11 protein-coding genes are annotated in these 13,197 nt (G+C 36.5%); 5 read left to right on the top strand and 6 right to left on the bottom strand.

Annotation, left to right across the window (positions count from 1 at the left end; translation table 11 throughout):
• Positions 1-189: 189 nt before the first annotated feature.
• The 5 genes from gltP to PYV58_RS07855 all read left to right on the top strand — a co-directional run bounded on the left by gltP (position 190) and on the right by PYV58_RS07855 (position 5,647).
• Positions 190-1,479: a glutamate/aspartate:proton symporter GltP gene (gltP, locus tag PYV58_RS07875; protein WP_034613642.1), complete on the top strand. Its 1,290-nt coding sequence runs from the start codon at positions 190-192 to the stop codon at positions 1,477-1,479.
• A 320-nt stretch (positions 1,480-1,799) separates the two neighbouring features.
• Positions 1,800-2,609, top strand: coding sequence for a ChbG/HpnK family deacetylase (locus tag PYV58_RS07870; protein WP_034613644.1), 810 nt, complete (start codon positions 1,800-1,802; stop codon positions 2,607-2,609).
• Positions 2,610-2,620: 11 nt separating this feature from the next.
• Positions 2,621-3,598 (top strand): glycosyltransferase family 2 protein, encoded by a 978-nt coding sequence (locus PYV58_RS07865; RefSeq protein WP_034613749.1) that lies wholly within the window; start codon positions 2,621-2,623, stop codon positions 3,596-3,598.
• 4 nt (positions 3,599-3,602) lie between these two features.
• Positions 3,603-3,998, top strand: coding sequence for a GtrA family protein (locus PYV58_RS07860; protein ID WP_034613645.1), 396 nt, complete (start codon positions 3,603-3,605; stop codon positions 3,996-3,998).
• Positions 3,999-4,003: 5 nt separating this feature from the next.
• Positions 4,004-5,647 carry a glycosyltransferase family 39 protein gene (locus tag PYV58_RS07855; protein WP_034613646.1) on the top strand — a complete coding sequence of 548 codons (1,644 nt, stop codon included), beginning with the start codon at positions 4,004-4,006 and terminating at the stop codon, positions 5,645-5,647.
• 99 nt (positions 5,648-5,746) lie between these two features.
• Here the strand turns inward: PYV58_RS07855 and PYV58_RS07850 are convergent, their stop codons facing one another.
• From PYV58_RS07850 to purL, 6 genes are all read right to left on the bottom strand, one after another.
• Entirely contained in the window at positions 5,747-6,076 is a 330-nt protein-coding gene (locus PYV58_RS07850) for a hypothetical protein (RefSeq protein WP_227504233.1), read from the bottom strand.
• A gap of 64 nt (positions 6,077-6,140) precedes the next feature.
• Positions 6,141-6,551 carry a hypothetical protein gene (locus PYV58_RS07845; RefSeq protein WP_034613648.1) on the bottom strand — a complete coding sequence of 137 codons (411 nt, stop codon included), beginning with the start codon at positions 6,549-6,551 and terminating at the stop codon, positions 6,141-6,143.
• A gap of 4 nt (positions 6,552-6,555) precedes the next feature.
• Positions 6,556-7,086, bottom strand: coding sequence for a hypothetical protein (locus tag PYV58_RS07840; RefSeq protein ID WP_034613650.1), 531 nt, complete (start codon positions 7,084-7,086; stop codon positions 6,556-6,558).
• A gap of 193 nt (positions 7,087-7,279) precedes the next feature.
• The gene (locus PYV58_RS07835) at positions 7,280-8,524 is read right to left on the bottom strand and encodes a transposase (RefSeq protein ID WP_034611715.1); all 1,245 of its coding nucleotides are present in this window, start codon (positions 8,522-8,524) and stop codon (positions 7,280-7,282) included.
• Between the two features lie 276 nt (positions 8,525-8,800).
• The gene (locus PYV58_RS07830; RefSeq protein WP_004822645.1) at positions 8,801-8,926 is read right to left on the bottom strand and encodes a KGW motif small protein; all 126 of its coding nucleotides are present in this window, start codon (positions 8,924-8,926) and stop codon (positions 8,801-8,803) included.
• A gap of 311 nt (positions 8,927-9,237) precedes the next feature.
• The gene (gene purL, locus PYV58_RS07825; protein WP_034611718.1) at positions 9,238-13,071 is read right to left on the bottom strand and encodes a phosphoribosylformylglycinamidine synthase; all 3,834 of its coding nucleotides are present in this window, start codon (positions 13,069-13,071) and stop codon (positions 9,238-9,240) included.
• Positions 13,072-13,197 lie beyond the last annotated feature (126 nt).

Here is a 13,197-nt window from a genome sequence, read left to right as displayed (position 1 = left end):
TTTGAACGCGTTTTTGATAAAAAAGTTAGTATTGCTGACGCAAATAGCGTCAGAATAGGCCATTTTCGAAATACTCTGAATACTCAGAATCTCCCACCCTAAGGCACCCACATGCTTTAGCGGGATTTCTTTTCTGTTTTTTTGATAGAGTTTTCCTTTTCGCCAAAATCTGAATTTTAAGGGCTCAGTATGAAGAAAATGAGAATTAGCCTCGCTTGGCAAATTGTTATTGCGCTCTTCTTAGGTATTCTTGTTGGTGCTTTTTTGCACAACGCACCTGAAATTCGCGGTGACATCATTGCAAACTTTTTACAACCATTGGGTAAGATTTTCATTAATCTGATCAAAATGATTGTAATTCCACTTGTGCTTTCCATGCTGATTTTAGGAATTGCCAATGCGGGTGACAGTAAAAGTGTCGGTAAACTTGGGTTAAAAACCATTGTTTATTTTGAGATTATTACGACAGTTGCAATTATTGTAGGCTTAGTTGCTGCCAATGTATTCCAACCTGGTGCAGGCATTGATATGTCTACACTGACAACCTCTGATATTTCGCAATATAAAGAAACGACACAGGAAGTCAGCCATGAAGCTCATGGCTTAGTGAATACAGTTCTTTCACTTATCCCACCGAATATTTTTGCTGCAATGGGTGATGGGCACATGTTGCCGATTATTTTCTTTGCAGTCATTTTCGGTATTGGTCTAGGTTCATTGTCTAAAGAAACCAAGCAACCGTTAATTGACGTGTTAAAAGCTGTTTCTGAAACAATGTTCAAAGTAACTCACATGATCATGATGTTTGCACCATTTGGTGTATTCGGCTTGATTGCTGCGACTGTAGCAAACTTTGGTTTTAGTTCATTATTACCGTTAATTAAACTTGCTGTTTTAGTTTATGGGGCAATTCTGTTCTTTATCTTTATTGTGCTTGGTTTTGTGGCTAGATTCTGTGGTTTCAGTATCTGGACAATTATCAAAATCTTAAAAGATGAACTTATTCTTGCCTACTCCACTGCAAGCTCTGAAACCGTTTTACCACGTATGATGGAAAAAATGGAAGCTTATGGTGCGCCAAAATCAATTACCAGTTTTGTTGTTCCTATCGGTTATTCATTTAACTTAGATGGTTCAACACTCTATCAAAGTATTGCTGCTATCTTTATTGCACAACTTTACGGTATTAATTTAACCATCACTCAACAGCTTGTTTTGGTCTTGACCCTGATGATTACCTCTAAGGGTATCGCAGGCGTTCCTGGTGTGTCTTTCGTGGTTCTATTGGCAACTTTAGGCAGCGTGGGTATCCCACTAGAAGGCTTAGCATTTATTGCGGGTATTGACCGTATTTTAGATATGGCTCGTACTGTATTAAATGTGATTGGTAATGCACTCGCTGTTCTCGTGATTAGTAAATGGGAAGGCAAATTCGATACTGAAAAACAAAAATCTTATAATTTTGATGCCACACATTAATTTTTAAGATCAGAGAAACCACCTTCGGGTGGTTTTTTTATACGCTATAGTTATCAAAATTTAAGCGGTAAATTTACTTACAAAATAAATGCATATACTTGCTTAAACTGCAGATAAATAATTATTTTAATATTTTTATAAATTTCATAAACATAGATTATAACAATTGATTAGGCTTCTCTTGCTTAAAACGTTTTAAGTTCCGATTCAGGTTATTTTAAGTCATTTTTTTAATAGTAGCAGTCCAATATGTTCTAAGAACATGTGGAATACAATTTTGTTTAATTTTCAATCACTATAAACAATTGGAAGTGCTACACATGAAAATGATTTGTTATTGTGCTGATGATTTTGCATTGAATGATGAAATCAGTCATGCCGTATGTGTACTTCTTAAAAAAAATGCCTTGCAAGCAACATCATGTATGACCCAATCACCAATTTGGCATAAACAAGCAAATAAATTACGTGCGCTTAAAGCGGAGATAAATCATCCAATTGAAATTGGTTTACATCTTAACTTTACCCATTATTTTGAGCATAGCAACTTCCTTTATTATCCACTTAATGAACTCATGTTAAGAGCATGGTCAAGAACTTTAAATAAAGAAAAAATAAGAACAAGCATTATTCAGCAATGGGAACTTTTTGTTGAAGCACTTGGTACACAGCCAAATTTTGTAGATGGACACCAACATATCCACCAATTTCCTGTCATTCGTGAAGTTTTAATCGATGTATTAAAAGAAAAAAACTTTAACGGGTGGATTCGCAATCTAGATCACACCATTTCTGTTCAAAAATATCAATTCAAAAGCAAAACATTAGAATATCTTGGTGCTAAAAAGACACTAAAACTTAATCAAAAAAATCATTTCAAAACGAATACTTATTTTGCTGGAATTTATGATTTCAAGAATGAAAATTATGCTGCACTGAATTATGAATGGCTAAAATCCGCTCAAAATGGGTTATTGATCATGTGCCACCCTGCTGCTGCTCAACCAAAAGAATTTGATGAAATCCAAGATGCTCGTATTGATGAGTACCAATATTTCAACTCTGAACAATTTTTTCGGGATTGTAAAACTTTCAATATTGAACTCCAACCAATAGGCCAAATGCTATGAGTAGAAATGCTATGAATAGATTAGAACCATTTATTTCATGTGTTGTGCCTGCATATAATGAGGCAGAAAATTTAAAAACATTTATTCCAGCTCTTGCAGCAACATTGGAACAGCAAAAAGTTTCCTTTGAAATCATCGTGATTGATGATGGTAGCAAAGACAATACCATGACCGTGCTTGAAAGTATGTTGGATCGCTATCCGCTTAAAATTTTAGAACTGTCACGAAATTTTGGTAAAGAAGCCGCCTTAAGTGCAGGGCTAGATCATACAACGGGGAATCTAACCTTAATGATCGATGCTGATTTCCAGCATCCTCTTGATGCTATTCCCACCATGATCAATCTTTGGAAAAATGGTTATGACATGGTTTATGGAATTCGCAATAGAAATACTGAATCTGGGCTAAAACGTTTATTTACATATGTTTATTATAGAATTCTCAATTTAAGTTCAGAAGTCGTTATTCCTGAAAATGCAGGCGACTTCCGCTTATTAGATGAAAAAGTCGTAGAAGCGATTAAAACACTTCCCGAGAAAAACCGTTATATGAAAGGTTTATATGCGTGGGTCGGCTTTAAATCAATTGGTATTCACTTCTCTGAGTTAGAAAGAAAAAATGGTCAATCAAGCTTTAACTTCAAGGCGTTATTTAACCTTGCCCTTTCAGGACTTACAGGATTTTCTAATCTTCCTTTAAGAGCGTGTATCGCATTTGGAGCTTTGTTGGCACTTTGTTCGGTTTCTTATGGCTTCTATATTATTTTTGAGACTTTAGCCGAAGGTATAAAAGTCCCAGGTTGGGCAACATTAATTGTTGAAATCAGCTTATTGGGCGGTATTCAATTATTATTTATTGGAATATTGGGGGAATATATCAGCCGAATTTATACGGAAACAAAAGATCGACCTCGTTATATTGTTTCCAATAAATACTCCAATACGAAGTACCTTCATTACACACCTTCTAATAAAAATAAAATCTTTTAAAAATATGGTTAATTCAAATATTTATGCGTTTTCAAAGTTTTGTATCGTTGGTGGCGCTGCAGCATTAACACATTATTTGGTGTTAATGCTGCTTATCCACCTCACATCAATAACACTTGCGTTAGAGAATTTAATCGCGTTCAGCATTGCATTTTGGGTGAGCTACTTTGGGCATCGCATTATTACCTTCAATGCGCAAAAAACTCGACATATACATGTATTACCCAAATTTTTACTTGTTGCTTGTCTAGGTTTTATCTTTAACGAAGCATTCCTACTCACGACCCAGCATTTTTTCCATGCTGAAAATTTATCAACTCTTATCATTTTAACTATTGTGATTACAGCAATTTTTACATTTTTTTTAAGCAAGTTTTTTGCTTTTAAATTTTCAGGATAAGCGCCATGAAACCTATTTTTCGTTCATCTAAAACTTTGCTGATTTGCTTATCACTTTGGTTACTCATCTCAGTTTTTATTCGCCCAATGTCTGTACCAGATGAAGGACGTTATGGGGATATTAGCCGCTGGATGTATGAAAGTGGTGATTGGTTAATACCACGATTAAATGGTATTCCATTTATGCATAAACCACCCTTACTACACTGGTTAACAGCAAGTTTAATGGAAATATTTGGTTCACATGTTTGGGTTGCTCGTCTAGTTCCTGCATTTGCTGGCATTATCATGTTGGTCAGTTTATTTGTTTTTACTAAGAAACATGTGAATGAAAGAATTGCCCAAATTTCGACTGCTATTTTAGCAACTGGGTTATTATTTTATGGCTGCGCTGAATACATTAATCATGACATATTAGTTGCATCTTGGATTAGCTTAGCAGTATTTTGCTTTGCAGATTTCATCCTCAGTGGTAAAAGAAATATTTTATTCTTGGGTTATTTTGCATGTTCATGTGCATTTTTAAGTAAAGGATTAATTGGTGTACTGATTCCAGGAATGGTTATTCTTCCTTGGATGATTTACATAGGACAATGGAAAAAAATCCCAGCAGTTTTAAACCCGTTTGGTCTCTTGTTATTTGCGCTAATTGCTTTGCCTTGGGTATTTATCGTTCAACAACATTATCCAAACTTTTTACACTACTTTTTTATTGAGCAACAATTTAGTCGATTTAACTCTGGCGAATTTAATAATAAACAAGGTTGGTATTTTTATGCTGCCTTACTGTTTGTGAATTTTTTACCAATCATACTCGCTAATGGCTTCAAATTTTCGAGCACCGCCATTCGCGCACAAACAACCCAACCTATTTTTAGTTTACTCATTTGGTGGGCGTTGTCCGTTTTATTGTTCTTCTCGATCCCACCATCGAAACTTGCAGGTTATATTTTACCCTCAATTGCCCCATTTACAATGATTTTCGCACTTATGACAAATCGAATCATTGAAGAAAATAAATTGAGCAAGTTCCAAGTTTATGCACTTCCAACATTACTATTTGCATTGGCGAGTAGCTTAGTCGTTGCCCCATTTACCATGCATCGAGATATTGGCTTTTACTCCGCTGAGAAAAACCAAATTTTCGCAGTTGCAGGAATTGTGATGATTCTCTGCGGTATCTTAATCGTCTTGTTTAAAAAACATAAAATTGAATTTTTTACCTTTATTGTTGCTTGTATGATGCTGCTATGTAGTATGGCAAGTAGTAGCGTGCAATTCTTTGATGTTAAATCTAACTCAAATCAGGTTAGTTTTGTTCAAGATATTCCAAAGAATCTACCTATCGTTTTTTATGATAATTATTTCTATGATGTTCCTTTCTTATTGAATCTCAAAAATCCTGTTTATGTTGTAAAAGATTGGGCAAAAGTAAATACTGATAGTTCCTCCCTTGAACTTAAAGATGGCTTACTTTTTGAAGCCAACAAAGCGCAGTATCTTTGGAAGTTTTCACAATTTAACCAAGCAATTAAATCTAAGCAAAAATTGGTCGTCTTTGCAAAAGCTGGAGATTTAAAATTAGATCCGTTGCAGAATCAATATCATGTTCAACACAGCCGTAATTTTGATATTTTTATTATAAATTAATTGTGATTTTCTCTAATTAATTAACAAAAATAAGGAAACTCTCTTGATGGATTGTTTCCTTTGAGCAATATTATTTTAATTTTTGAATCTGAAGCTATCTTAATAAATTTTTGGGTTAAATAACCATCTTTTGCAAGGCATACATTCCAATCGTAAACTTGCCCCCCCATGAATCATTAAGCTTTCAACTTTCCATTCGGCCTGTTTTTTAAAATTCACTATCCCCAATTTATTTGTGAACTTTTCATCATATTGATCATCTATTTTTGCAGGATGTACTGCCGTTACTAACACGACTTTTACATCAGGAATTGCTACTCCCTGCTCATTTAGAACAGTCACAGTCACTTGAGGCTTCTGTGTTTTATATATCGGATAACAGCTAGTTAAAAAAATAAGGATTGGTACTAGAAATATGTTTCTTTTCATAATCTTATCTATTTAAAAAATTTTTGATTTTTCTAAATTAATTTTAACATATGGGAAATTATAGTCACCTTATTCTAAGTTTATTGTTCTGGCATTTTTGATTCACTTTTGGATCTTCCAAACTTTCTAAATGTATATCAAAAATACTTTTATCTGAAATACTATAATATTGCTTTTTATAGCCTTGTTTAGATACACAGAGCGACCATGTATATTTTCTCTCCAACCCCATATTCAGTGCAAAAGATCTATTAACATCAAAATACGCTTTGCCATTTTTAGTATATTGGGTCTTGTAGTTTTTGATCGTTTTACCCTCTTTAACTGTCGTCGTTAAAACGACATAAGCAAGATCCACCAATTTCCCTTCAGAATCTTTTACAGTTACTTCAATTTCAGGTATGGTTTTTTCTATATATGGATAACATGCGCTAAGTGAAATCAGTATTGGTATTAGAAATATATATCTATTCATTCATTTACCTTGTATAGCCACAGCTCAATTTTGAGTTTCCTTGTGGTGTTTCATCTAAAGCGTTCTCAATATTCCAATTATCACCCACAACCTTACGTAAATGATAAAGCACCGTTGTCGGTGTACCCTTAAATACAAAATAGTAGCCATTGGATTGAGTTTTACCCGATTTATGTTTTTGTAAGGCAATTTTGATCAGTTGTGATCCAAAAACATGACGATCTACTGCTAAATCATCCTGTTCAGTGTGTGCAGTTTTATAATAGCGATAACCTTGCACGCCATAATATGTATTATTTCCAATAATCATCGTCTGTTTAGATTTATTCAGCTTTACATTTTTCTGCCCATCACGACTAAAATCTTGCAAAAGAACAGCTATTTTACTTTCAGGATGTTGAAAAATTGCATCACAATTGATCGCTTTAGTATCGATAAGTGTATCTATGTGAATATTCTGAGCATTTACCAATTGTGTAGAAATCAAACCGACGATTAGTAAACTTATTTTATTTATATTCTGAAACTGTTTCATAGATTATTTTCCAGCAGTCGTTTGTGAAAGCAATAAGCTTTATAAGGACTCTAAAGTCACGATTAGGTCATTTATTTTTATGAACAAAAAATTATAAAAATTCATAATAGACTTCTTTCATAAGCCCTTTTTAAAACCATAAATCAACATAAAAGCACCCTCATCCTAACCTTCTCCCATAGGGCATTGGTATCTACACATCTTTTTGTAGAGACTCTAATGCAATTTCAGCAATCAGCTTAAGGTCATCCACCGAATGTTCAGATAATAATTGTAGTGTATTCAGTAATATTGACAGACCAGCCAAAATTGCAGGAGCACTTTCCCTTGTTCCTCTTTTTTGTTGCCTTCCTGATAGACGTGTTAGAAAGACTCTAACTCTTGAATTTTTCTCATCATTTTCTCGCTGTATTCTCCAAGTTAACACACATGCCATACTTGCAATTAAGAGTCGTCTTAATATCGCTTGCGGAGTTGTTTGTAGCCATGACTCAATGTCATGGCCCGCCTGTTTTAACAACTTAAAATAGTTTTCTATTTTCCAACGCCAATAATACCAAGTTGCCAATTCTATACTTGGAATTTCTGATGATACATTACTTAATAAGCTCCAACGAGAAAGTGATTTTCCTTGCTTATTTTTAACTTCAACTACAATCAGTCGAACGGTTAATGACTTTCCCTTTTGTGGTGGAACTCTTTTTCCCGTTTCGTCTTTTTGCATTGGTCTTGCATTACGCGTAATACTGATTTGAGTTTCACCAACATAGAGTTGTTCGCAATTCCCTTTATATTGAATTGTATGGGTTTGTGAGGTCGGTATTTGGTCTGATACGTCTCTTAACTTAACATCTTCTCCTTGATATTCAACACGATTTCCTTCTTTACCTCGAATAAGAAATAAATGTTCTTGTTGATTCAATAATCTAAGATGAGCAATTGAATCTCCTTCACGATCAATAATATGTACGAGTTTCTTTTCTATTGGTAAAGACTCAATATGTTCGATTTGTTCACATAGTGCATTTAAGTGGGTTTCTTTTATTTTATGCCCATCAGTAAATGTTGAATAACGTCCAGTAGCATCACATAAAGTTTGATCTAATGGTGCAATGGGTAAACCCGTTTCAGCATCAATTAATAAACTGCTTTGTAATTCATAGCCTTTGTCACTTGCATGTGTTCTTTTGAATCTATTTAACTTGTTGTTATGTTTGAAATATTGTAGTTGAGACCAATCATGAGCAACTAAGGCATAGTGGTGATTCGATAGAGCGATTTGTTCAAACGCAAGTTTTTGAAGAGGCTGATTGAGTTGTTGAAATGAAACGTTTTCGTTATTTAAGAAACGCCAAACTGCTTGGGTTGTAGCAAAGCTAGTCTTTTGGGTAGAGGCAATATCTTTAAGCGCTGGGGCTAATGAAGCAAGTGGATTCATATTAAGTTTTACAAGACGTCCGTAGCGTTTAACTAATCGGTTATCTAAGTGTGGAATGTTAAATTGGAGAGCATGCTCTCCAATTTAACTTAAATAGATTTAATTGTGTAGATACCTATGCCCATAGGGAGAAGGAACTCTCAATACTAATATAATTCACTCCACATGATCATTTTTTGATTCATGAAAGATCTTTAATGCACAAAAACCACAATAAAGTGGCTTTTGTCATTAGCATTTAAAATTATCAATCAGAAAACGTACTCGTTTCTTTAGCTATGCAATTAAATACGCACTGAGAATAATCAGCATTTGTACAGCTAAAATAACACTAAACCATTTCCAGCCTTTTTGGCGAAGGATGACCTTATCTGCTGTTGAATAATTGACTGTTCTTATCATTTTATCACCTCATTCTTGCTACATCATGGAACATCATTGGGGCAAAACATCGGTCTTTTAATAGACAATGTATAACATGCAAAAAATAAACCAACGTTAAAACTGTAACTAAAATTATCTTATACTTATCTATATAATTAACTTTATATAAATCAACTCATTTTGATGTTTCATTATTTAATCATACATAGTGCCACTATCACACGTAGCAGCATAAATCTCACCCTTGAGTGGAGATAATGAAAATATTGATCAGTTTAAAAACAAAAAAGCCCCTTACGGGGCTTTTTTAATCTATTGGTCTAGTCTAATTAACCAATAAACTTACGCGCATTGCGGAACATACGTAACCATGCACCATCTTCAGTCCACTCTTCAGGTTTCCAAGAATGCTGAATAGCACGGAAATTACGTTCAGGATGCGGCATCATAATCGTTGCACGACCATCTTTTGAAGTCACCCCAGAAATCGCTTCAGGAGAGCCATTAGGGTTCAATGGGTATTGTTGAGTTGCATTACCCATGCTGTCTACATAACGTAAAATTACTTGATTACCCGCATTTAGCGCAGCAAAGTTTTCAGCAGAAGTTTCTGCACGACCTTCACCATGTGCAACAGCGATTGGTAAAATAGAGCCTTCCATACCTTCTAGAAGAATCGATCGAGATTTCTCAACTTTCACATTCACAACACGTGCTTCAAATACTTCTGAAGTATTACGGCGGAAACGTGGCCAGTTGTCTGCACCCGGAATGAGTGGCGCAAGCTGAGCCAACATTTGACAACCATTACAAATACCTACAGAGAAAGTATTATCACGGTTAAAGAATTTCTCAAATTGATCACGAAGTTTCGGATTAAACAGTACAGACTTAGCCCAACCACCACCAGCACCTAAAACATCGCCATAAGAGAAACCACCACAAGCAACCAGACCTTCAAAGTCGTCTAAATCTACACGACCTGAAAGTAAATCACTCATGTGAACATCAACAGTATTAAAACCCACTTTATCGAATGCCGCAGCCATTTCAACATGACCATTTACGCCTTGTTCACGTAAAATCATCATGTTTGGACGGCGTTCATTGATATAAGGTGCTTCAACAGGCTCATTTAAATCAAATGTTGGTAATGCAATTATACCTTTATGGTTTTTATCACCAATTAATGCAAATTCTGAATCAGCGGTTTCTACGTTATCACGTAAACGTTGAATTTGATGAGACACTTCAGTCCAAGCTTGTTGCAATTCAGCACGATCAAGTACCAAACCATTCACTGACAACTTATCAGAATCATTGACAGTACCAACAACACGAATTGCTTCTCTTAAACTAGAAGTTGCAACTTCATCTGTCAAACTTGCCCAGTCTGCTTTAGAAATTTGCAATACTGCGCCGATTTCTTCAGCAAATAAGCTTTCATTAGATTGATCTTCAAGTGCTACACCTAAGCGTGAAGCAAACATCATTTCAGCAACAGTTGCCAATAAGCCACCATCACCGATGTCATGATATGCCTTGATCAAACCGCGATTATTCCAATCTTGAACCAATGCAAAGAATGCTTTGAACTCATCAAAGTTATCAACATCAGGTGTAACAGAACCAATTGCCTTATACACTTGTGCAAGGATCGAACCGCCTAAACGGAACTGACCTTTAGATAAGTCAATACGTACCAGAACTGAATCTTCATTTTTCAATTCTGGTGTCAATGTTTTACGAACATCCAACACAGGTGCAAATGCAGTGATAACACCAGACATTGGTGAAGTCACAGATTTATCTTCGCCTTCGTCATTCCAAGTCGTACGCATTGACAATGAGTCTTTACCCACTGGAATTGCGATACCCAATGCAGGACACATTTCCATACCGATAGCTTTTACGCCTTCGAATAATGCTTGATCTTCACCTTTTTGACCTGCGGCCGCCATCCAGTTAGCAGACAGTTTAATATCGCTGATCTGTTCAATATTGGCACACATGATATTGGTGATGGACTCAGCCACAGCCAAACGTGCCGAAGCAGCAGGATTTAACAATGCAACTGGAGGACGTTCACCCATTGCCATTGCTTCACCGGTATAGCCTTGTAAGCTTGTTGTGGTTACCGCAGCATCCGCAACTGGAACTTGCCAACGACCCACCATCTGATCACGTGATACCATACCCGTGATTGAACGGTCACCAATGGTGATTAGGAATGATTTTGAAGCCACTGTCGGGTTTTTCAATACACGGAAGATCGCATCTTTTAAATCGACTTTAGATGCATCAAACTCATCACCTTTACGTTGAATCGTTTCATATGAACGGCTCATACGTGGCGTGCCACCAAGCATAACTTGCATTGGCATATCCACTGCTTTGTTTTCAAACAATGGATCGTTTACAGTTAATTGACGTGCTTCAGTCGCTTCACCCAATACCGCAAATGGGCAACGTTCACGTGCACAAATCGATTCAAATAACTCTAATGATTCTGGTTTGATGGCAAGCACATAACGTTCTTGCGCTTCATTTGACCAGATTTCCATTGGCGACATGCCTGGTTCAAGCGATGGGATTTTACGAAGATCAAGAGTTGCACCCAATTCGTGATCATTCACAAGTTCAGGCATTGCATTGGAAACACCACCCGCACCTACATCGTGTACAGATACGATCGGGTTAAAGTCTTCCATTCTCCAACATGCATCAATCACTTCCTGACAACGACGCTCCATTTCTGGGTTTTCACGTTGTACAGAAGCAAAATCTAGGTTTTCACCCAATTTACCACTATCTACAGAAGAAGCTGCACCACCGCCCAAACCAATGAGCATCGCAGGGCCACCCAGTACAATCAGTAAATCGCCTGGCTGAATTGCATCTTTTTCAACATGGTCAGGACGGATATTTCCGTAACCACCCGCAATCATAATCGGTTTATGGAAACCTTTTACTTCGCCATTAACATTTTGCTCAAAAGTACGGAAGTAACCATTTAACGCAGGGCGACCAAACTCGTTGTTAAATGCTGCACCACCTAAAGGACCATCAATCATGATCTGAAGTGGTGATGCCATACGAGATGGTTTACCGTAGTTTTCTTCCCAAGGCTGTTCAAAACCGGGAATATTAAGGTTAGAAACCGTAAAGCCCGTTAAACCCGCTTTTGGTTTACCACCACGGCCTGTTGCACCTTCATCACGAATTTCACCACCAGAACCTGTCGCAGCACCTGCAAATGGAGCAATTGCTGTTGGATGGTTGTGGGTTTCCACTTTCATGAGAATGTGGGCAGCTTGGCTCTTATATTTATAAATATGGTGACCCGTAGCTTCATCTTTTTTCGGATAGAAACGCTGTGTGTCAAAACCCACAATTACAGAAGCATTATCTTTATATGCTGACAAAACATCTGTAGGTGATTCTTTATAAGTGTTTTTAATCATTTGGAACAATGATAATGGTTGTTTTTCACCATCAATTGTCCACTCTGAACCAAAGATTTTATGACGACAATGTTCTGAGTTTGCTTGAGCAAACATCATCAACTCGATGTCATGTGGGTTACGCCCCATCTTATTAAATGCTGCGGTTAAATAATCAATTTCTTCATCTGACAATGCAAAGCCAAACTCAGAGTTTGCTTTAACCAGTGCATCTTTACCTTGCCCCAAAATATCAATTGAGTTTAAAGGTTTAGGCTCAGTTTCAGAGAATAAAGCTGTTGCGTCATCAATTTTATTGAAAACGCTTTCTGTCATACGGTCATGTAAAATTTGTTTTACTGCATCAGAGATTTCAGAAATCCCCTTTAAAGTAAACAAAACACCGCGTTCTAAGCGGTGTACAGGTGTATTACAGTTGGCAAAAATATCGGTTGCCTTAGATGACCACGGTGAAATTGTACCGACACGTGGCGTGACTAAAATCTGGACTTCGTCACTTGCAGCCTGACGAACTTCAAACGATGCGCCATCGTTTAAAAGCTGTAAAGCAGATTGCTGTTGTTGCTCGTTGAGCGTTTGGTCGAAAAGGTAAACCCATTGGCTTTCTATTGATTGAACAGAACTGATCGACGCAAGGCGTGTTAATAGTTGTGTTTGCTTAAAAGAAGAGTGTGCAGGTGCACCGGCAACGATAAACATGCTGTTTTTGGCTCCACGGGCAGGTTTTGGCAACCTACCTCAATGTGACTTGAAGAGAGCGCATATTCTACTGTGAAAGCAAGATTTCAGCTAGTCATATCCCACTTAAAAAACGCTGAAATCTTG

The organism is Acinetobacter sp. TAC-1 (assembly GCF_029025845.1).
GTDB classification, from domain to species: domain Bacteria; phylum Pseudomonadota; class Gammaproteobacteria; order Pseudomonadales; family Moraxellaceae; genus Acinetobacter; species Acinetobacter guillouiae.
Note: the sequence above shows the minus strand (reverse complement) of the source record. Positions and strands in the feature narration are given on the sequence as shown.

What these genes read in the sequence shown, in the direction of transcription:
- gltP (WP_034613642.1), top strand. Translation starts at nt 190, where the DNA reads ATGAAGAAAATGAGAATTAGCCTCGCTTGGCAAATTGTTATTGCGCTC.
- PYV58_RS07870 (WP_034613644.1), top strand. Translation starts at nt 1,800, where the DNA reads ATGAAAATGATTTGTTATTGTGCTGATGATTTTGCATTGAATGATGAA.
- PYV58_RS07865 (WP_034613749.1), top strand. Translation starts at nt 2,621, where the DNA reads ATGAATAGATTAGAACCATTTATTTCATGTGTTGTGCCTGCATATAAT.
- PYV58_RS07860 (WP_034613645.1), top strand. Translation starts at nt 3,603, where the DNA reads ATGGTTAATTCAAATATTTATGCGTTTTCAAAGTTTTGTATCGTTGGT.
- PYV58_RS07855 (WP_034613646.1), top strand. Translation starts at nt 4,004, where the DNA reads ATGAAACCTATTTTTCGTTCATCTAAAACTTTGCTGATTTGCTTATCA.
- PYV58_RS07850 (WP_227504233.1), bottom strand. Translation starts at nt 6,076, where the DNA reads ATGAAAAGAAACATATTTCTAGTACCAATCCTTATTTTTTTAACTAGC.
- PYV58_RS07845 (WP_034613648.1), bottom strand. Translation starts at nt 6,551, where the DNA reads ATGAATAGATATATATTTCTAATACCAATACTGATTTCACTTAGCGCA.
- PYV58_RS07840 (WP_034613650.1), bottom strand. Translation starts at nt 7,086, where the DNA reads ATGAAACAGTTTCAGAATATAAATAAAATAAGTTTACTAATCGTCGGT.
- PYV58_RS07835 (WP_034611715.1), bottom strand. Translation starts at nt 8,524, where the DNA reads ATGAATCCACTTGCTTCATTAGCCCCAGCGCTTAAAGATATTGCCTCT.
- PYV58_RS07830 (WP_004822645.1), bottom strand. Translation starts at nt 8,926, where the DNA reads ATGATAAGAACAGTCAATTATTCAACAGCAGATAAGGTCATCCTTCGC.
- purL (WP_034611718.1), bottom strand. Translation starts at nt 13,071, where the DNA reads ATGTTTATCGTTGCCGGTGCACCTGCACACTCTTCTTTTAAGCAAACA.